This window comes from Chitinophaga arvensicola, assembly GCF_900110835.1.
Lineage (GTDB): Bacteria > Bacteroidota > Bacteroidia > Chitinophagales > Chitinophagaceae > Chitinophaga > Chitinophaga arvensicola.
In genome coordinates this window covers 3788810-3809077 of record NZ_FOJG01000001.1, presented here as the reverse complement: position 1 = coordinate 3809077, position 20268 = coordinate 3788810, and the positions used below count along the sequence as shown (strand labels likewise).

The 20268-nt window shown below is 45.5% G+C and carries 17 protein-coding genes; 5 read left to right on the top strand and 12 right to left on the bottom strand.

The features are described from left to right. Positions 1-4: 4 nt before the first annotated feature. The gene (locus BMW79_RS15715; protein WP_143059171.1) at positions 5-1471 is read left to right on the top strand and encodes a hypothetical protein; all 1467 of its coding nucleotides are present in this window, start codon (positions 5-7) and stop codon (positions 1469-1471) included. Here BMW79_RS15715 and BMW79_RS15710 read toward each other — a convergent pair. Both BMW79_RS15710 and BMW79_RS15705 read right to left on the bottom strand, forming a co-directional pair. Continuing rightward, complete coding sequence (locus BMW79_RS15710) at positions 1445-2566, bottom strand: FecR family protein (protein ID WP_089896313.1); 1122 nt, start codon at positions 2564-2566, stop codon at positions 1445-1447. The genes BMW79_RS15715 and BMW79_RS15710 overlap by 27 nt on opposite strands. 65 nt (positions 2567-2631) lie before the next feature. Next, entirely contained in the window at positions 2632-3168 is a 537-nt protein-coding gene (locus BMW79_RS15705) for an RNA polymerase sigma factor (protein WP_177192188.1), read from the bottom strand. A gap of 220 nt (positions 3169-3388) precedes the next feature. Between BMW79_RS15705 and BMW79_RS15700 the strand changes: the two genes are divergently transcribed. From BMW79_RS15700 to BMW79_RS15685, 4 genes are read left to right on the top strand one after another with little or no spacing between them, the layout of a single operon-like run. Further along, positions 3389-6673, top strand: coding sequence for a SusC/RagA family TonB-linked outer membrane protein (locus tag BMW79_RS15700; RefSeq protein WP_089896308.1), 3285 nt, complete (start codon positions 3389-3391; stop codon positions 6671-6673). A 42-nt stretch (positions 6674-6715) separates the two neighbouring features. Continuing rightward, complete coding sequence (locus BMW79_RS15695) at positions 6716-8101, top strand: RagB/SusD family nutrient uptake outer membrane protein (RefSeq protein WP_089896306.1); 1386 nt, start codon at positions 6716-6718, stop codon at positions 8099-8101. Positions 8102-8111: 10 nt separating this feature from the next. Then, complete coding sequence (locus BMW79_RS15690) at positions 8112-8561, top strand: protein-disulfide reductase DsbD family protein (protein WP_089896304.1); 450 nt, start codon at positions 8112-8114, stop codon at positions 8559-8561. A 16-nt stretch (positions 8562-8577) separates the two neighbouring features. Then, positions 8578-9858, top strand: coding sequence for a thioredoxin-like domain-containing protein (locus tag BMW79_RS15685; protein WP_177192187.1), 1281 nt, complete (start codon positions 8578-8580; stop codon positions 9856-9858). A 76-nt stretch (positions 9859-9934) separates the two neighbouring features. Here BMW79_RS15685 and BMW79_RS15680 read toward each other — a convergent pair whose 3' ends face one another. From BMW79_RS15680 to BMW79_RS15635, 10 genes are all read right to left on the bottom strand, one after another. Continuing rightward, positions 9935-10198 carry a hypothetical protein gene (locus tag BMW79_RS15680; protein ID WP_089896300.1) on the bottom strand — a complete coding sequence of 88 codons (264 nt, stop codon included), beginning with the start codon at positions 10196-10198 and terminating at the stop codon, positions 9935-9937. Positions 10199-10340: 142 nt separating this feature from the next. Continuing rightward, positions 10341-13058: a class III lanthionine synthetase LanKC N-terminal domain-containing protein gene (locus tag BMW79_RS15675; protein WP_089896298.1), complete on the bottom strand. Its 2718-nt coding sequence runs from the start codon at positions 13056-13058 to the stop codon at positions 10341-10343. A gap of 20 nt (positions 13059-13078) precedes the next feature. Further along, positions 13079-13546 (bottom strand): peroxiredoxin family protein, encoded by a 468-nt coding sequence (locus BMW79_RS15670; RefSeq protein WP_089896297.1) that lies wholly within the window; start codon positions 13544-13546, stop codon positions 13079-13081. After that, positions 13543-13983: a MauE/DoxX family redox-associated membrane protein gene (locus BMW79_RS15665; RefSeq protein WP_089896295.1), complete on the bottom strand. Its 441-nt coding sequence runs from the start codon at positions 13981-13983 to the stop codon at positions 13543-13545. Before BMW79_RS15665 ends, BMW79_RS15670 begins: the two co-directional genes overlap by 4 nt. A gap of 274 nt (positions 13984-14257) precedes the next feature. Further along, positions 14258-15175, bottom strand: coding sequence for a helix-turn-helix domain-containing protein (locus BMW79_RS15660; RefSeq protein WP_177192186.1), 918 nt, complete (start codon positions 15173-15175; stop codon positions 14258-14260). 383 nt (positions 15176-15558) lie between these two features. Next, the gene (locus tag BMW79_RS15655) at positions 15559-15930 is read right to left on the bottom strand and encodes a VOC family protein (protein WP_089896290.1); all 372 of its coding nucleotides are present in this window, start codon (positions 15928-15930) and stop codon (positions 15559-15561) included. Between the two features lie 82 nt (positions 15931-16012). Further along, a complete protein-coding gene (locus tag BMW79_RS15650) occupies positions 16013-16807 on the bottom strand; it encodes a helix-turn-helix transcriptional regulator (protein WP_089896289.1) in 795 nt (264 codons plus the stop codon). 30 nt (positions 16808-16837) lie between these two features. After that, positions 16838-17341, bottom strand: coding sequence for an anthrone oxygenase family protein (locus BMW79_RS15645; protein WP_143059170.1), 504 nt, complete (start codon positions 17339-17341; stop codon positions 16838-16840). A gap of 78 nt (positions 17342-17419) precedes the next feature. Next, positions 17420-19012 (bottom strand): beta-N-acetylhexosaminidase, encoded by a 1593-nt coding sequence (locus BMW79_RS15640; RefSeq protein WP_089896285.1) that lies wholly within the window; start codon positions 19010-19012, stop codon positions 17420-17422. Positions 19013-19098: 86 nt separating this feature from the next. Then, positions 19099-20220 (bottom strand): tetratricopeptide repeat protein, encoded by a 1122-nt coding sequence (locus BMW79_RS15635; protein ID WP_089896283.1) that lies wholly within the window; start codon positions 20218-20220, stop codon positions 19099-19101. Positions 20221-20268 lie beyond the last annotated feature (48 nt).

The window sequence follows — 20268 nt, the reverse complement described above, 5'->3', positions numbered from 1 at the left end:
GACTATGTCAGCTACTTTTCCCTCCTTTGTGTTATCGAAAGATAACCGCAGCTACCTGCTTATTGCTGCAGTGGCAGCGATTTTACAGATTATTATTTTCAAACTGCTTTATCCTTATGCCGATTTCTTTTCGGATTCCTACAGTTATATTTATGCGGCGGCTACCGGCACCGATGTGAATATCTGGCCGGTCGGGTATTCGAAATTTCTTTGGTTCTTCCGCCAGGAAACCACTTCGGATACAACATTAGTGGTGTTTCAGTATCTCTTTCTGCAAACTATTACGTTATATTTCTTTTTCACGTTGCTGTATTTTTATGCACCGTCGAAACGAATCCGGTATATCATTTTCGGTTGTTTCTTTTTTAATCCGCTGATGTTGTACCTGAGTAATTACATTTCCAGTGACGCGTTGTTCCTGGCACTCAGTTTACTATGGGTGATCCAGTTGTTATGGATGCTTCATCAGCCCCGCTGGTATCAGATTTTCATACATGCGTTCCTGATAATAGCCTTGTTTACCCTGCGGTATAATGCCATGTATTACCCGTTTATTACCGCCTTTGTGTTATTACTTTCGCGGCAGCAATGGATCTGGAAAGTTACCGGGATCCTGCTTCCGCTGCTGTTTATTTTCCTGTTTGTACAACACACGCGCAAGGTAGCAGATGTAATGACCGGTACGCCGCAGTTTTCTATTTTTGGTGGCTGGCAACTGGCCAACAATGCGTTGTATATGTATCCGTATATAACCGTCAAAGGGCAGCCACCTGCGGAATGCCGGGAATTTGACCAGGTGGTACAAACCTATTTCCGGAATATCCCAGAGGAGGGAAAAAGTATTTCTCCCAGAGATGGCGCTTTCTATATCAAATATTCAAAAGCGCCGCTAAAGCAATATGTGGCGACACATATAAATCCCGAAAAAGACAGCACCAATGGTATTTATTCCTGGGGAGCCGTAGCGCCCATATACGGGAGTTATGGTAAGTTTCTGATGCTGGAACATCCCATTGCATTCGCCCGGTATTTCCTGTTGCCCAATACCATCAATTACTTTCTGCCTCCGCTTGAAAAACTGGAAGTATATAATCTTGGTGAAGACAGGGTATCCGGTATGGCTGTCAAGTGGTTTCACTATCCGGGCAATAAGGTAACAGCCATTTCCTGGGATGCACAGGGTATTATCCTGTTATTATTTCCGGCGATCTTTCTTTCGCTCAACTTTTTCTTCTGCTGGACCCTGGTATTATGGATACGTTCGGCACATGGCAGGAAAGCTGATCCTGTTTTTAAGTATGCGTTAATCATCATTACTACCCTGCTGATTGTAAACGCGGCGTTCAGTATCCTCGCTTCGCCGATTGTATTCCGGTACCAGGTATTCCCGATGCTGCTCTGCTTTTCTTTTGTACTGCTGATGACGGATAAAATGAATACATCGTCACCGGTTTCCCGTCCAGGAAGTTAAATGCAGGATACTATCTTTTGCAAAATAGTAATCCAGGTAATGTGCGTATTGCAGGCCATCCAGAAAGTGTGTTACCGGTTGATGCCGGTTCATGGAGCCGGTAAAAGTAGCGGTATGGCTGGCAGGTATATCCAGTTTCACGTTCACCCCATAAAAGCGGTGAATGAGGTCGGCCACTTCTGCCGCATCGGCCTGGTGAAATAAATGAATACCACTGCGCCAGGCCAGGACGTCCTTTGCTTCGAAAGGATGCATTTGCAGTTGTTTGCCTGTTGTTAATACAGACTCAAAACCGGGCTTCAGGGCCAGGGTATCTTTATCGGTCATCATTTTCACCGCGCCTTTCACCAGTGCGACGCTGATCTGGGCGCTGTCGTAGCTGTTTACGTTAAACTCGGTGCCCAATACCTGTACGCTGGTACCCGGGAGATGTACAATAAAAGGCTGATCAGCTGCTGGTGCAATCTTGAGATAGGCTTCTCCGTGGATGGTAATTTCCCGCCTATGCGCAGGGAAAGTGAGTGGAAAAAGCAACTGCGTAGCCGCATTCAGCTGTACTTCCGAGCCATCCGGTAAATAAACTGTGTAATCCTTTCCGGCGGGTACGGTCAGTGTGGCAAACTGTGTTTCGCCCGCCCCGGCGGTAAAGTGTAACGAATGCTGTTGATTATGTAACGTAATACCGCCCGTGCTCACCGCTCCCTGCTGGTGGCTGAGATCAATGATTTGTCCGCCGGAGAGCTGTAATTTTATATGCTGATTATCTGCCACAGGAGGTGTGGAAACGCGGTCATATCTAAAAAAAAGAAAAGCCATGCATCCCAGCAGGAGCACCGACACTGTGGCCATGCTCCGGGTAACCATACGCTGCTGTTGCTTTCGCCGGATCGCTTTCCAGACTTCCTGTGGCCCCCATTCCCCGGAGATATCTTCCAGGAGGGATTCATCATAGATATTATGTAATTGCAGATAGAGACCATGCGCCTCGGGATCTTCTCCGATGATCCTGTGTAGTTCGGCTTCTTCTTCCGCCCCGATCTTCCCGGAAATCTCAAAAAGCACCAATTGGGTTAGATATTCTTTATCAGTTTTCATAGTAAACGCTATCCATAAGGAACTAAAACCATGATCTGGTACTATTGTGATTAATAAATTATTAATTAACCCTGCTTGAGGCTATTGCGGAGTTCTTTCAATGCAGACAATACCTGGTTCTTTACGGTTTGGAGTCCTACCCCTCTCCTGGCGGCAATTTCTTTCTGACTGAATCCTTCCAGGTATTGCATTTCAAAGGCGGCCCTGCTGGCAGGTGCAATATTATTAATAGCATGGCGCAGACTTAAACTCAGTTCCTTGTTCTCCAGTTCTGCCGGAGTGGCGAATATCTCCCTGATATATGCATATTGCCGCTTTCTTTTACGGCTGATCTTTTCTGACCGGAGTACATTGAGGCAATAATTCCGGACTGCGCCGCACAGGTAATTGCGCAGGGAGGATTGCAGCGATACGCTTCCCTTCTTCATCCACAGCCAGATAAATACCTCCTGAACGGCGTCTCTGGCTTCCTCCTCACAGGACAATTTCTGACAGGCCACCATAAAGAGCAGCGGCTGGTAACGGAGCATCAGGGTGGAGAAAGCGGCTTTATCGCCGGTTTTCACCAATTCAAATAAGGTATTGTCGCTTAATTCACACATACGGATGATGGTTAAATACGGCCTGCAAGCAAACAAATATTCCCCCCTCAACTGTAAATCAGAAGTTAACGAAAAACGGTTTTGCGTTTTGTTCATATTCAATTAACACAGGTAGTCATAGTACTTCATTGTTTAAACGGTTCCTTTTTAGAGCATGTCATGTGAAATTTTTCCCTCAGAATAATTATTCTCAGCAAAAACATTCTTCAAAAAGGTACTTATGAAAAAACTGCTAAGAAACCGACTACTGCTACTACTGATGCTGTTGCGCTTTTGTGTATATGCACAGGCTCAGGACAGTAATGATCAGCGTATTACCTTGCTGGCAGGTAACGCTTCCCTGTCCAGTGTGCTGAAAAATATTGAGCACCAAACGAATAAACGCTTCAATTACAGTGAAAATGAAGTGAATATCAATGAGAAGGTGAATGTCAATTACAACGAAGCGCCGCTCAACCAGGTTCTTGGGCAATTATTCTCAGCCAAGGGCATTTCCTGGCGGATGATAGACGACGGGATTTACCTGAGAAAGGAAGCCAGGAAGGAATCTTCGCCCTCTAAAGACTCACTTAATGTGTACTTATTAAGGGGTCGTGTGACCGATGAAGAAGGGCAGCCACTGGTGGGCGCCACTATCCTGGTAAAAGGCACCAGCGCCGGCGCAGTTGCCGATGCAGAAGGAAGATTTACACTGGCAGGGATTCCTCATAATGCAGTTATCCGTGTAAGTTTTACCAGTTATGAAGCGAGTGAAATGGTGCCAGGCGGCAGACGTAGTCTGGATGTAGTGTTGAAGAAGAAAATTGGCAGCCTGGATGAAACGGTGGTGATCGGATATGGAACGACGACGAAGCGGTTTAATACTGGTGCCGTGAGTACTGTGAAGGCGGACGTGATAGAGAGCCAGCCGGTGACGGATCCGCTGCTGGCGTTGCAGGGGAGAGTACCTGGATTGTATATTGCGCAGAATTCGGGCATTCCGGGCGCCGCCTCAGTTGTCAGGCTGAGAGGCCAGAACAGCATTTCCAATGGAAATGATCCGTTTTATATAGTAGACGGGGTACCCTATTCTCCGACCAGCTCTACCAGCACCTTCATCGGCGGAGGCGCTGTAGGTAGCCCAACTTCCCAGGGCAGTGGTTTAAGTCCGTTTAATTTTCTGAATCCTTCCGACATAGAGCGGATAGATGTACTGAAAGATGCAGATGCAACTGCTATTTACGGTTCCAGGGGCGCCAATGGTGTAATTCTGATTACCACTAAAAAAGGTAAACCGGGAAAAACACGGCTGGACGTCAATGCCTCCTATGGCGGTGGAAAAGTAGCCAACAAACTCTCTTTGCTGAATACGCCCCAATACCTGAAAATGCGCAAGGAAGGATTTATCAATGATGGGAAAAAACCCAGTGCCCGCGACTATGATGTGAACGGTACCTGGGACTCCACGAGCTACACCGACTGGCAAAAGAGCCTGATCGGAGGCACCGCAACATTCACGAATGTGCAAGCTGGTATCTCCGGTGGAAGTGGCAATACACAATTCGCTCTCCGGGGAGGTTACAGCAACCAGTCTACCGTTTTCCCCGGAAATTATAACGACAGGAAAGCATCTGTATTATTCAATGTTACACACCGGTCAACCAATGAAAGATTTCACGCAGATATCACGGCCAGCTACCTGAACGACAAAAGTATTTTACCCCAGATTGACTTCACCAGCCTTATTACACTTGCTCCCGATGCGCCCCCCATCTATGATTCCCTGGGCAATCTGAACTGGGCAAAAACATTTGTTAACCCATTAGGAAATACCAAAAAGAAAGCACAGGCTATTTCAGAAAACCTGATCGGTAATGTGGAACTGAGTTATCTGCTTCTTCCCGGCCTGACTGCCAAATCAAGTTTCGGATACAACCGGCTGCAGACCGATCAGACCATCCAAACGCCCATCACCGCTTTCCCTCCCACCACCATTGACAATTCTGCAAAAAGAGAAAATTACTACGGCGGTACGAATTCCAGCGGCTGGCTGATTGAACCCCAGTTAAACTATATAAAAAAGATAGCAGCAGGTACATTAACAGTGCTACTCGGCGCTACCTTTCAGCAAAACAACTCCAACTCGATGGGCACTTATGCCAACGACTTTACCAGTGATGCTGCCATTACGAATATCGCTGCTGCCAAAAATATCCGCATAATGGGAGTTGATTATGCCACCTATAAATACAACGCCATTTTTGGCAGGATCAATTACGAGTGGAAGGAAAAATACGTGCTTAATCTTACCACCAGAAGAGATGGCAGCAGCCGGTTCGGACCTGGCAAACAGTTTGGCAATTTCGGGGCAATAGGGGCCGCATGGATCTTTTCTGATGAAAACTGGATAAAAGGCAACCTTCCATTCCTTAGTTTCGGAAAAATAAGAGCCAGTTATGGTACTACAGGAAATGACCAGATCGGGAATTATCAATACCTGAGTACCTATTCAAACACCTATGACTCCTATCAGGGATTAATCGGGCTGGCACCTACCCGTATTCCCAACTCAGATTTCGGATGGGAACAGGTGCGAAAAATTGAAGTAGGCCTTGAAACAGGATTTCTGAAAGATCAAATATTATTCAACATCGATTTCTACCGGAACAGAAGCAGCAATCAGCTGGTAGGTTACTCGCTTCCCACCACTACAGGATTCAGTTCCGTACAATACAATCTCCCGGCATTGGTACAAAATACCGGCATGGAGGCAGACCTTCATGTAGAGGCAATCCATACCCGCTCCCTGAATTGGAGAATCGGCGCAAATATCAGCGTTCCCCGTAACAAACTCTTAAAATATCCGGCACTGGAAGCAAGTTCCGATAACTTCTCCTATGTTATCGGGCAATCCATACTTGGAAGAAAACTGCTGGAGTATACAGGTGTTGATCCCCAGACAGGCGTTTACACCGTAAGAGATGTAAACAATGATAACAACATCGACCGCAGTGATTACATAAAATACAAAACGATTACGCAGCAATATTTTGGCGGTATACAAAATAGTTTCAGCTACAAGGGATTCCAGCTGGATATTTTCATCCAGTATGTAAAACAGAATGCGTATGACTATAGCTCCAATATCGCCAGTGGCCCCGGTGTCAACAACAAAAATTTCCCTACCGACATCGTAGATAAAGTATGGCGTTCAAAGGGCGACCATGCTGAATATCAGAAGATATCATCCGGAACAAACGAAACGGCACAGGCCAGCAGCTACCGAAGCGAAAGCGATGCAATCGTGGTAGATGCCTCCTTTATACGACTAAAAAATGTAATGCTTTCTTATGCCATTCCACAAAAAATTCTCAACAAAATAAGCATACAGGATATCCGCTTCTATGTACAGGGGCAGAACCTGATGACATTTACCTCCTACGTCGGATTGGATCCGGAATCACAGGGCGGCCTGACGCTACCACCACTCCGGATGATCACCGGCGGTATAAAACTTTCCCTTTAATTACCTGAGAAACCTGCAAACATTTTATTTAAATAGTGCAACATGAACAAAATATATAAATTCCTGAGAAACGGTTACCTGCTGCTAAGTGTGGCGATATCTATAAGTAGCTGTAAGAAATTTGTAGAAATTGATCCTCCCCTTACCCAATTGGCCACCGCAAGTGTTTTCGAGGAGAAATATACCGCAATAGCCGCCGTAACAGGAATATATGGCGCCATGTATTCCATGGTTTACTTCAACATCTACACCGGCCTTTCATCCGATGAACTGACTTCATATGGATATGATCTTTACCCCAGCCTCTATCAGAATGCATTATCCGCCAAAAACGGTGGTTTTCTTGTGTGGAGCAACGCCTATAAATATATATATCAGGCCAATGCAGCGATAGAGGGCCTCGAACACTCCAACGGTATTGCAGCAAATATAAAAAACCAGCTGTTGGGAGAAGTCCGGTTCATAAGAGCGTTCTGGTATTTTAATCTTATCAATCTTTATGGAGATGTACCACTGGTAACTACTACCGATTACAACGTTATCACAAAACTGCCCCGCAGCGCTAAAACAGATATATATGCGCAAATTATCAATGATCTGAAAGCGGCGCAGTTGCTATTGGGCGACGGGTATGTAGACAGCAAAAATAATTCTACCTCAGACAGGGTGCGTCCTACAAAGTGGGTAGCTACGGCATTACTGGCCCGCGCATATCTCTTTAATAAAGATTATAATGATGCGGCATTGCAAAGTACTGCCATCATCAATAACACCGCCACCTTTCAACTGAACAAAGATCTTAACGATGTTTTCCTGAAAAACAGTACAGAAGCTATCTGGCAGCTGATGCCAGGCAATGACGCCCTACAGACTCCAGAGGGTTCCAACTTCATCCTGGATGCGGTCCCAACAGCGGTAGCACTCAGTCCGCAATTACTGCAGGCGTTTGAACCAAATGACGAAAGGAGGAAGAACTGGGTGGACAGCATCGTGGTTTCGGGAACGGCCTATTATTATCCATTTAAATACAAAGTAAAATATGGAAGTTCAGATCTTACCGAATACAGCATGGTACTACGACTTGCCGAGCAATATCTCATCCGGTCTGAAGCAAGGATACAACTGAATGATCTGCGTGGCGGAACAGCCGATCTCGACACCATCAGAACAAGAGCAGGATTGCCCGGCACTACTGCCACTACAAAGGCTGACCTGCTAAAAGCCATTCTGCATGAGCGCCAGGTAGAACTGTTCACAGAAGGGCACCGCTGGATTGATCTTAAAAAAGAAGCACTGATAGACCAGGTCATGACAAAGGTGACACCGGAAAAAGGCGGAGGAAAGTGGCAAAGCTATCAACAGCTTTATCCCATTCCAACGGAAGATATTCAACACAGTTCTAATCTCAAACAAAACCCCGGTTACTAAAAAAATCAAAATGAAATCCTATCGCATACTATTCATGCTGCTGATACTCCTGCTGCCGGAAAAATTAACCGGACAGATAAAATGGACGTTCAGCAGCGAAAAAAAAACAGACAGCCTGTTCGAAATACACCTGACAGCAGATATTGAAAAAGGCTGGCACCTGTACTCTCAATGGCAACCACCGGAGGCCATTGCTGAACCGGCGGCTATTATATTCGAAAAGTCGCCTTCGGTACAACTGCATGGACATACAAGAGAAATGGGCATCAGGGAAACCTACGAAAACAGGGAACTGGGGATAAAATCTTTCCAATACAGCTCCAGGGTTGACTTTGTACAACTTATCAGCGTTGGCCGGCACCAAAAAACAACTGTAAACGGCGTCATTTCCTTTATGCTGTGCGATGACAAAGAATGTCTGCCTACCATTATGCAAAAATTCTCGCTACAGCTGCTTTAAAAAGACGATACCATCCATGAAATACATCTGTATATTAATTGTAGGAATGTGGCTGCCATTCAACGGTTCCGCATTTCAGAAAGATACTGATACCCTGCGGCTGGAAGTAGGCAAACCGCTTCCGTATTTTGAGATTGACAGTATCAACGATTTCAGCCTGCCCCGCGCTTCTCCCGCTAATTTTAAAGGAAAATGGCTGATCATCGATTTCTGGGATAAATATTGCCTGTCGTGTATCGAAAGTTTGCCCGTAATAAACACCCTGCAAAAAAAATACAAAAACGATCTTCAATACCTGTTGATCGGCCGGGAAGATAACAATCATGGTATCCGGAAGATATATGACAAATTCAGGAAAGCACTGGATCTACAGATTCCACATGCATTCGACTCTTCCCTGTTCAGGAAATTCGATGTTACTTCCTGCCCCCGTATTATTATTGTAACGCCGGACGGACTGGTATATGCCGTAACCAATCATTTAACTGATCATGATATTGGGGATATCCTTGCAGACAGACGCCCGCAACTCAATAAAATATACCAGCAAAATGAAACTCCGCCGCAAAAATATACGCTCAGTGAGTCGGAAAAAAGCGTTGACAGTACGCTCCTTTTCAGATCAGTGCTCAACAAATGGACCCCTTCCATCCAGGGAAGCAGCGGCAGTAAAGTGATCACCACAAATGGCTACTATGAAGCTATCGGACGTAGCATAAACGATCTCTATATGCTTGCCTACTTCGGACAGGACGGAATAGATACAGCGGACAGCCTTTATACAGTTGTCGCCGGGAAACCTGTTTTTGACATGAGCGAAAAACAAAAAAACATTCCTCCCTTCGGCACAACCGTCTACTGTTACCGGCTCAGCCTACCACCGGAAAGAGACAATCCTAAAAATGCCATGCTGATCATGCAGCATGACTTAAACAACTACTTTGGTTACCACGCCGCCATTGAAGAAAGAAAAATGCCTTGCTGGAAACTGATAGCGAGCGCCGAAGCCCGCAAACATCTGAAAACAAAAGGCGGCCATAAACTATATGAAGGAAGAATCGATACCGGCTTTGTCGCAAAAAACTGCCCGGTAAAAGAAATCATCTCCAAACTGGTATACGTTGACGCTCCTGTGATTGACCATACCGGCATTGATGGAAATATTGACATTACGCTGAGACACGTCCTCACAAATATAGAAGAAATTCAAAAAGGGCTGAAAGAAAATGGATTATCTCTCGTAAAGAGTCAGACAAAGATGAAAGTACTCGTTATCAGGGCGGCAAAACCTGACTAGGCCTGTATTACAATAAAGACAGCTGAAGGGTATACCTTCAGCTGTCAGACAAATGCTTTCTACTGGCAGGTCAATGTTAGATGAGCCTTTTATATTTGTTGATCTTGCAGTTGGAGTTAATAGTCCATACAATTCTGTGTGTCAGCGAAGCAGTTTTACAGGTTAAAGAGCTACCGTGGGCACAAGGAGCGGTAATCTTAGTACAAATAGTACCTCCGCCAACGGTGGTTACCAGTACACGGCCAAAAGTAACCGCACGGCTGGCTGCTGCGCTTGAAACAGCACCTGCAATACCCAAAACGATGGTAAGAGCGCCCAGTATTAATTTTGTATTTTTCATATATGCGCTTACTTTTTAAATTCAAAAAGTAAGAAAAACTTTGAATTTTAATAATCCACCTACTCTTTTCCAGGTTTTCGGTTTCCCCTGTTAGTCAGCTGTACTGCAGTTAAGCTGAATAATATTGCACAATATTGGCTGCTTATAATTTTGCGGATGGTCCATAAAATCTCAATAAAGGATACATCCCTGTTGGATGGCTGTAATTCATAAAAAAGTGAAGCGCTCCGCAACCACCCCTCATCAGGCCCGCAACAGATTCGGTGCCCTGGTCCATTATCCAGAAGGCACTTCCCCGCTTACCGGTAATCAACAGATGCGCCAGATGCTGTGCGATCCAATCGGCCCTGCTCATCCACTCATCGCTTTTAAATACCAGCGCGGCCTTCAGATATACTTCTCCCAGACCTGACAGACCATCTCCCAGCGTGAAGTTTTCATTTACAGGAAAGGCAGGAAGATAACGCAACACTTCCTCCGCTATCCTTTGATAAGATGGATCTTTAAACTGCTGATAGGCATTAATAAATAAAGCGGCTATTCCCGGAAGGCCATAATCACGGCTGATTAAAAATGCTGCCGACGCTTCATTTGTTTTCCAATAGAAAGTGCCATTCCTGCGGACTCCCAGCTTCACCAGCCACTCCAGACCTTTCCGGATGGCCGACAGTACTGCTTCCGTAGGATATATTCCCACATAAGCCAACAAAAAATCAATTATTCCCGGAACACCTTCCACATAACCGATATTGCGGCTTCTCACGGGATCCGTCCGTCGCCCGGAAGTCCAGGAACCATTTCTGAGCTGACTTTCAAGAAGAATACGGACATACTCATCTAGCTGCTTTTTCACAAAATCCTGTGCCAGCCACCGGGAGCAATACAACAGCGCCATCCCCTGCCCGGCAATGCCATTTGCATAATCCAGACTATCTGCTACCGATGTAAAACATTCTCCCAGTAATGATAACTGTTCTTCCTCCTCAGGAAGATAGCCGGATTCAATGCTGATGGCAATACAAACGCCGATGCCAGCTAACCCATAATACAACCCTGGTTCGATCTCCCTGTTGTCTGCAGTTATTTTTCCCTTGATAAATGCCATACACTGCTCATAGGCGGACGAAAAAGCATCCATATTATATCCGAGTATTTTCGCCTTTGCTATAGCATATAATATTCCGGACATTCCACTATAAAATTCAGGCAGATACCTTCGTTCCATATATCCGTTTCTCCCATCAGCCCTGTATAGCACCGGAGCATCCCATAATAAATCCTCTGTGAGGAAGTCATCGCCCATAATACCTTTCCAGGCACTATCGATGATTCCCGACAGTGTTGCCGGTGTTAATCTTCCCGTAGAAACACTTCCGGCAGCCGTATCGCGAGGTTCCACAGCAGCATAATACAGCTGCAACGCCTCCAGCCTTGCGATCGCTTCGGGCAGCAAAATTCTTTGCTCCGGGTCTACAGATATACAGCCCACAATCAGCGAACCTATTTCCGGGTCTCCGGTAAAGAAATGGATACTATCCAACAGCAGATCGGTTTTTTTTACATTGTATTTCAAAGGAGACAACCCCGTAAATGCATATAGCAGCAATGCACCAACGGCATATATATCCTGTTTTGTATCAGGTTTACGGAAATACTTCTGTTCCCTTGAAACATAACCAGGTGTGCCAAACTTAAAGGGAGGATCGGGAAAGTTCTCCGTTGTAGAATACGACAATTCCATGTCTATCAGAAAGATCCGGTCTTTTTTATCTACCAAAAAGTTAGCAGGCGTAATATCCCTGTGTATATACCCCTTTTCATGGAACAACTGTATAATACGGACAACATGAATGACATACTTAAATAGTAGCGTTTTGTTTTTCAATGACAAAACCTGCCATCTATGTTCCTTCTCATAAAATCCGGCAATAATTGCTTCAAGGGAATTACCATTAATAAATTCCATTACCAGGTACAGATCTCCATTTTCTTCGAACAGATCAAATATTTTCGGGAAAGGAATATCTTCTGATAAATCATTACATAATTTGTACTGCCATCTCAACCGGTCCTGTATGTCACGTCCGTTCTCATCAAGCCACATATCCCTCTTTCCTTCTTTAATAATGCAATGGCGGAAGTTTAAGAAGTGCTTCATATAAATACCTTTCAGTACCCTCCCCTTGGTATCTTCCTTTATAACAAGTAAAGGCTTGTAGGTATTCTTAAATAATTTACCCGCAGGCAACGGGATCACTTTTGCGATAATATCAAACGGCCATTTCACATCTGCAGGAGGAACGTAGGGCATAATGAATTCATCAGGTATCAATTCCATCGCTACATTGTAAATATACCGTGTCCGGTCGCCTCCTTTTTTAATTACAGGATTATAACTGCCATAACGTGTGTATACAATACTTCCCAGGTGCCTGTCCGTAGGTATTGCCGGTCCGCGAAACCCATCGGTTAAATGAACCAGGAAGGCTGCCAGCCGGGCTATATCCGTATGCGGTTTAGGATAAACAGCCACAATTTTTCCTAAACGGTAATATCCGAGTTCCGCATCCAGCAGGAATTTTGCGGTTTCTATATCTCTGATTATTTTAAAAGGCACATCCAGGCGGAGCAGTTCCGGAATCAGGATTCTCAATAACGGTTCAATCTGAACTCTCACAACGGAAAGGTGCAATATCCAACCCTGTACCTGCGAAATTTCTCCCACCTGCAGATAAAAGTCGTTTATTGTAAATGCCAACCCGAATTCCTTCAGCAGCTCTTTAAAATCAACCATCCCTTTGGGGGTAGTATTCAATAAAACTTCGTTCAACCGGATACTTTTACTGGGAAGTGTTTTCATACAGCCGTCTTTTTTATTAATTACCACGCTTTCGTTTTATCAAGAAGCGTATTTACCGTAAATCCACCATTGATAACCACCCTGAGCCGTTTATGCCTGTCATATATCTGGGAAGATGGGATGTTATGTAATCCGGACAAGCGGGGAAACGAAAACGTATAATCTCTTCCAATCGTGATATTTTTATATTTACTCAGTTGGTAAAAAGAAGTGAATTCCCTTATCCGGCTGAGTGAATCTATACTGACGAAATAAAACTGGATATCCCTGACTGCCTCCATATGTTTTATCAGATCAATTGTTTCATCCTGGCAATGCTCGCATGTAGGGCTGAAAAAAGCCAGCACTGTTATCTTACCTGAGGGAATACCACCTGTATTGAGCAATGTGCTGTCTGGCAATAAAAGATCAAATACCGGCATCTCTATTTTTTGCCGGCAGGCACCGGATAAAAGCAAAACAATCATTAATCCTGTCAGTCTTTTCATATGCCGTGTTTATAATGATTCGTTTCCAAACTACGCGCTGCCCATATTCCCGTCAGTGCCAGCAGGGTATAACATAGATTAAATACGAGGTGCTGCTTCCAGGTCATCCATCCAATAACACCTCCACAGGAACAGGGCAGATTCTCAGGCGATATGAAAATCACCATATAACCTACGTATAAGGTAAAAGCGCTCATCAAAAAAAAGGCGTTGTATAATCCCCACTTCCTCCATTTCCCATTCAGCAGTAAAGCGGCCGTCAGCAGTTCCACAAGTGGTATCGCCAATGCCAGCAAACCGGCAAAACTGCTCAATAATGGCTGGTTGGTCAATTGCGTTTTAAAAACATCTAACGCCATTAACTTCGCTGCTCCCGTATACACAAACAATAACACCAATAGATAGCTGATAACATCAACGATGGTACTTTTTTTCATAGTCATATTTATATTTTCAGAAAAGGACTCACGTCCGCGCACAACAAACCATTTCATTCGCGCGAAATGAATAAAACAGCAAGGGAATTACACACTTATATGAATGGAAAGAATTACACTGGCATACTTTGTTATTTCGAGGGTATTATCAATAAATGTAGCAGGCAAACAATAAACTAAGGGTTTTACTCCGGGCTGTAGGGCTAATGTGCTGTCTTCTGTAAATATCAAAACTTAATACCAAATTAATGTGCAATATTTCGAATAAAAAAATCTACAAAAAATTGCCGGAAAATCGCTGACGATACTCCCGGGGTGAACAGCCCTGCAGCTTCCGGAATACAAAGGAGAAATAGTTGGTACCCGCAAAACCAACATGATAGGCAATTGTAGTAATGGGCATGTCGCTGTTTTTCAGCAGTTCTGTCGCTAATTTTACGCGGAGATGTTCTATATATTCTTTTGCTTTCACACCAAAATACGCTTTGAATCCTTTCTCAAAACTGCGCTGGTTCATACCGGCTTTACGGCTTAAAAAGTGAATCTTCAGGGGCAGATGATAATTCTCCTGTATAAAAGTTTCTATATCCCGGAAACGCTCCCGTTGGTCTTCTTCCCGCAAATGGCTGCCGTCGGCTATTTCCAGGGAGGAGAAATAACTGATCAGCAGATCGTTGATTCTTGCCTGCAAAAAAATGAGCCTCGCAGGTCCCAACAAATTATTGAGCTTCATGGCATCCAGGATGCGACGCTCTTCTACACCTATCTTAAAGACAGGGAACACATACCCCCGCTTTACTTCGTTCTGTTGTGCATCATAGAGTTCCTGGAAGTTAGCATGTTGTGATACAAAAGAGGACAGAAAATCGGCGGAGAAAGAAAAGTAAATTACTTCATGATCGCCGGCTGCCAGGAAAGTACTGTTTTCCGTGTGCGGAGGAATGTAGTAAAATCCATACTTCCCCTGCGGCATAATGAAGTTACCGTGGCCGGACAGATCGTACGAGAGCTTCCCTTTTATAATGCAGACCACCGCCACCATAGGCCGCTCTGTAACAAAATGCAGGATCACCGGCGAGCGCATAGAAAAATGCTGCCAGCCGATTACCCAGTCTTTACGGCTGATTTCCTGGGTAGCGAAATAGCCGAAATCACCTTCTGTATACCACACCTGCGCATCCTTTAATGCCATATCCCGCATATGTGTGGGAAACTGCCGGGAACTGCGGGGTGTGGATTCAGATCTGGTTGATAAAACGTACCTTATTGTAGCCGGATAGTCTTCAATAATCATTGGTTACTTTTCATTTAAATGGGTGAGACAAACAGCACACCGGTTGGCGCGGGCGCTGATGCCTGGTCAAATACCGCTACTGGAAAGAAGCGCATCCTACCAAATTAATCGGGAGCACTGCGGCTATATGGCGATAATAAAAACTTAACATTGAATCATAAAAGCTTAACACAGATCAATTGTCGATTTAACACATAACAAACCGGACATATAACACGAAAGCACAAACGAAAAAGGACCGGCATCACGCCGGTCCTTTTGTTCATTAGAAACAATCTTTTTTATACCGCTGTAATCCACCAGGTATTTCCAAACGGATCTTTGACACCACCGGATCTTCCATAGGATTGATCCGTTACCGGCATCACTTCCGTAGAGCCGGCCTCAATGGCTTTCTTAAAAGTGGCATCGGCATCTTCTACATAAATAAACAGACCGGCATTATCGGCCCCCCAGTTATCGCTCGTTTGCCCGAACATAATTGCTGCATCGCCGATACGGATCTCCCCATGCTGAAAATCCTTTGTATCTTCCCGATAGCTACGCATAATTTCTTTCGCACCAAATACCTTACCGGTAAAATCAAAAAAGCCTTCGGCATTTTTCAGGATTAAATAAGGGATTACTTGCTGATGTCCTTCTGGTAATTTCATAATCGTCTGTTTTAAGGTTAAATGTCTGGTACAAAATTGCAGCGCTATTTATTTCGAAAATTGGAAAAAACCGACATTCTGCTTAGTCGCGCCAAACCGTAGCTTCTGAACGACCAGAGAAATACTGTTTGGGATGCATACCGGAAAAGGTTTTGAAGTCACTGATAAAATGCGACTGATCATAATAACCACATTCCTGTGCCAGGCTACCAAGACTCATTTCCCGGCGATGATAAAAAGCGGTGGCCGACTGGAAACGGACAATGCGCGAATAGAGTTTCGGAGATAACCCGGCGTACTGTTTAAACTGTCGCTCAAACTGCCGCTCCGATAAATAATACGCTTTCGAAAGCGACTGGATACTCGCGGATGACCGCCGATGAACAATATCGCGTATAGCAGCAAATACCGGTAATTCTATGATCCGGCCAGCCGATAACCGTTCTTCGGTAAAGCGGCAGATAATATCACATCGCTCCCGATTGTTCTTCGCCAGCATCACCTTCTCTTCCAGGATGCGACCTGCCCCTTTCAACAGGTAGGACAACTCCGCCGTTGTATTGGCCAACTCCGCAGCCGATAGGGAAAAAAGCAGCGGAATCGCCTGCGGGTAAAAATAGACGCCAAAAATACGAAAGCCGGTATCGATGGTATACCTGCGCAGTGTATGGCAGGCGCCATGCACCCCCGAGGTAAAAGAAGAACTTATCTTTCCATCCTCCTCTATTTCATCAAACCGTCCATCCAGGTGAAAGAGTAACTCTACACAGGCATCTGCCATGTTATAGTGCGTATAACCCACCGTACCTTCCATCACCCAGAAAAACCGGATGAGGTGTGCAAGATGGGGCGGTGGTGGAATAGTTTCGTACTGCATCCCTATAAAATTACGAAGAATAATACAGCATTAATGGTTCACCTCCTTATTGCCCCGTTGCAGACATGCTATGATCAATAATACCATCGCTAAAATACTAGCCAGCGTACGCACCATATGCCAGTTATTCCAGGGCGTGGCAAAGGCGGTACGCACTTCATGCAATTTCGCAGCGGAAACACCTTCTACGCTGAAAGCCGCCAGCTGATCATTCAGCGGGATATTGGCAGCTACTGTAACACCAAAGGAGCCGATCCAGAAAATAATAGTGGCGGCCAGGATATATGCGCCGCGCCGGGTGAAAGCCGGACGGGCATTCATCCAGGCGGCCAGTAGCAGGAACAGCGGCGCACCGAAAAAGCTGGCTGCAAAGGCCGGGTTTACGATGGCTACGTTGATCGCCTTGGTGGCCGTTATATAGGCGGCATCGGGCAACTGTGCAAAGGCAAGGTTCACGGAAACGGCAAATCCGTAAAATACGCCCGCTACCAGGGCTGTGGTGATGGTGGCCAATGCCAATACAAAAATCTTCATACTATTATTCCGGGTATTTTTTATTCCCGGCACAATATTAAAAGCATTCCCGCTCCGGGAATAGAACAAAACCGACACTCAATCAATATAATTGGTGCCCACTTTGCCCGATTCCGGATGTTTCGCCGGCTGGAAAACATCAAAATAGTTGAGATGGTCTTTGGCATACAACGGTTGCTGGGCCTTTAAACGCCCCAGGAAGCCATTAAACGCTTTCCGGGAGGAAGTGGTCCACGCGGATTCCGCCAGGGCAGCAATACGCGGAAAAAGCAGGAAATCGAGGCGTTTGTCGTTATGAACGGTTTCGGTCCAGATACAACCCTGCACGCCCAGGATCAGCGATTCATGCCCCTTCGTTACCGGGATATTTCCGGCGGAGAAGTCGTATACCGCCTGCAGCGTATTGAATTCTCCGTCTTTCCACCTGCGTCCTATCTTATGACTGCTATCCTGTACAAAATCAAAGTAAAACGGCAACCGCGGACATAATACTACGGAATAGCCTTTCTGAAGCGAAAGCGCCAGTGCTTCCGGTTTATCATGCCGCCACCAGCACACAATGGTGCTGTCTGCCGGCAGATGCGCCGTAGCAATTTCATCCCAGGCCATTACGTTGTTATGCCGTTTTAATACGGTGTCGGCCATACGCTGTATAAAATAATCCTCTACCTGCTTGCGATCTTTCAATCCCATGGCCTGTTTCAGGCGGATCACTCCGGTATCACTATCCCAGGCGGCGTTGCCAAACGTTACTTCGTCGCCCCCCAGGTGAATGAGTTGCGAAGGAAACAGTTCATCCGTTTCCGTTAGAATGTCTGCCAGGTACTGATAGGTACCTTCCCGGCCGGGATTAAACGTAAACTGCGGATAACGGTCGGTACCACCGCCATCAAAGGCAGGATAGGCCCTGTTTGCCGCCGCTGCATGCCCCGGCATATCTATCTCCGGAATAATTACGATACAACGCTCCTGCGCATAGGCCACTATTTCCCGGATATCCTCCTGCGTATAATAAGCCGCCGGCGCCTTTGGATCCACGATATTGCCAATACCTCCTACTGTGGTCAGCAGCGGATACTTCTTTATTTCAATTCTCCAGCCGGGTACATCGGTTAAATGCCAGTGGAAACGGTTCAACTTGTAAAAAGCCATCCAGTCGAGAATAGATTTTACTTTCTGTTTTCCAAAGAAATTCCGTGATTCATCCAGCATCACCCCACGCCAGGCATATTGCGGTGCATCGCTGATCTCCCAACCCGGCAACTGGATCGACTTACCGGATAACGGCGCCACTTCTGCCAGCTGCAACAAGCTCTGTATCCCGTTGAAGAACCCCTCCCGCGCACCGGCAGAGATAACGACTTTATTGTTGCTGATACTAAGCGTATAGGCATCGGGGTTAGTTAGCCCGGACGCTTTCTTAAATACAATTTCAGCACTGCCCTTTTTCTGTTTCGTGACAGCGGAAATACCGAACCTGCGGAATAGTTCTTCCTGCAGGTAAGTACCCAGTGAAGAATCTGCTGATGTGATCACGGTGGAATTGGACAGTTTAAATGATCCATTCTTTTTATCTGCTTTCACCGGCAACGGGATCACCGGGCATATCTGCTGCGCCACGGCGGGCAACAGCGTAAAAGCAATAGCAATGGCTAACAGGTATTTTTTCATGTTCAGACTGATTTAAATTACAGACCTGTTATAAACAGGTCTGCCGGCTACTAAAAGCAGCCGGCAGACAAAATAATAAAATATGCTCAGTACTTCTCCATATTAAATTTATTCTCTTCGGTAATACGGAAAGGATGGTCGCCAATCCATTCTTTAAAATGCTCCCACTTATCATTGTTGGCCAGCTGCCAGTGATTAAAGGCAATTTTGTCCCCACTGCCAAGTACCCAGTAGTGATAGGCTTCCAGGTGCCCTGCCGCCTTCACTTCCCGTTCAAAATCAAACAATACGACCGGCTTTTTTTCCTGGAATCCCTGCGCTTCATATTCCTCCAGGAAACGGCAGCGCACACGGTTCAATGAAGCAAGATCAATCGCCTGCTCTCCTACCAGCGCTTTACGCATCACCGGATCGTAGATATCCTTACCATAATTGGTTTTGGTATTAGCGGCTTTTAACAACTCCAGTAGGGCTTCGGGGCCGCTTTTGGTATTATAGGTAATATTAACATGTACCACCCCGGTGAAATTTGATTGCGGAGCAGAATCGGCCGGGAAACTGATCTGCTTTTTATATGTATTGAATAATAATTGGCTGATTTCTTCCGTACGCCGGGTACTCCGTTCCAGGTTCACAAATATTTCGCCGTACATCATCCCCCAGTACTTCATATCGGATCCGGTACAAAATAACTTTGACGCCCAATAGTAGTTAGAAGAAAACATCGGTGCTTTTTCTATCCCCTTTTCAAAAACACGCAAAGCATTGGTATATTGTTCTGCCTTCAATTCCATAATTCCTCGTTCCAGGTAGAGGTTACCTGCATCCGGATAGCGTTTCAGCCCATCTTCATAAGTAGCAATGGCCTTTTTACTGTCTTCCAGCAGGTCATAACAATTCCCCAGCATCTGGTAGGCCTTCGCACCGGGATCATCCGCCTTCAGTAACTTTTTCATGATATTGCGGGCCTCTTTGTAATCCTTCATCAGGTAGTAGGCAAAGCCTTGCTCATAACGGATATCGGGATCATCTGGTGTCAGTTTGAGGGCTTCTTCCAGCAGTGGCAGCGAAGCTTCAGGCTTCCCGCCATCCATCAGCCTTATGGCTTCATCTGTTTTCTCGCGGGCCTGCTCCGCCTTTGTCTGCGCCATCGCCACTACACCGGTTGCCAGCAGGCAACCCAGTAACAGAAAGGTTTTTGTATTCATATGTCAGGGAGGTTTTACGCATGATGCCATAGCCGATGCGATTCCATA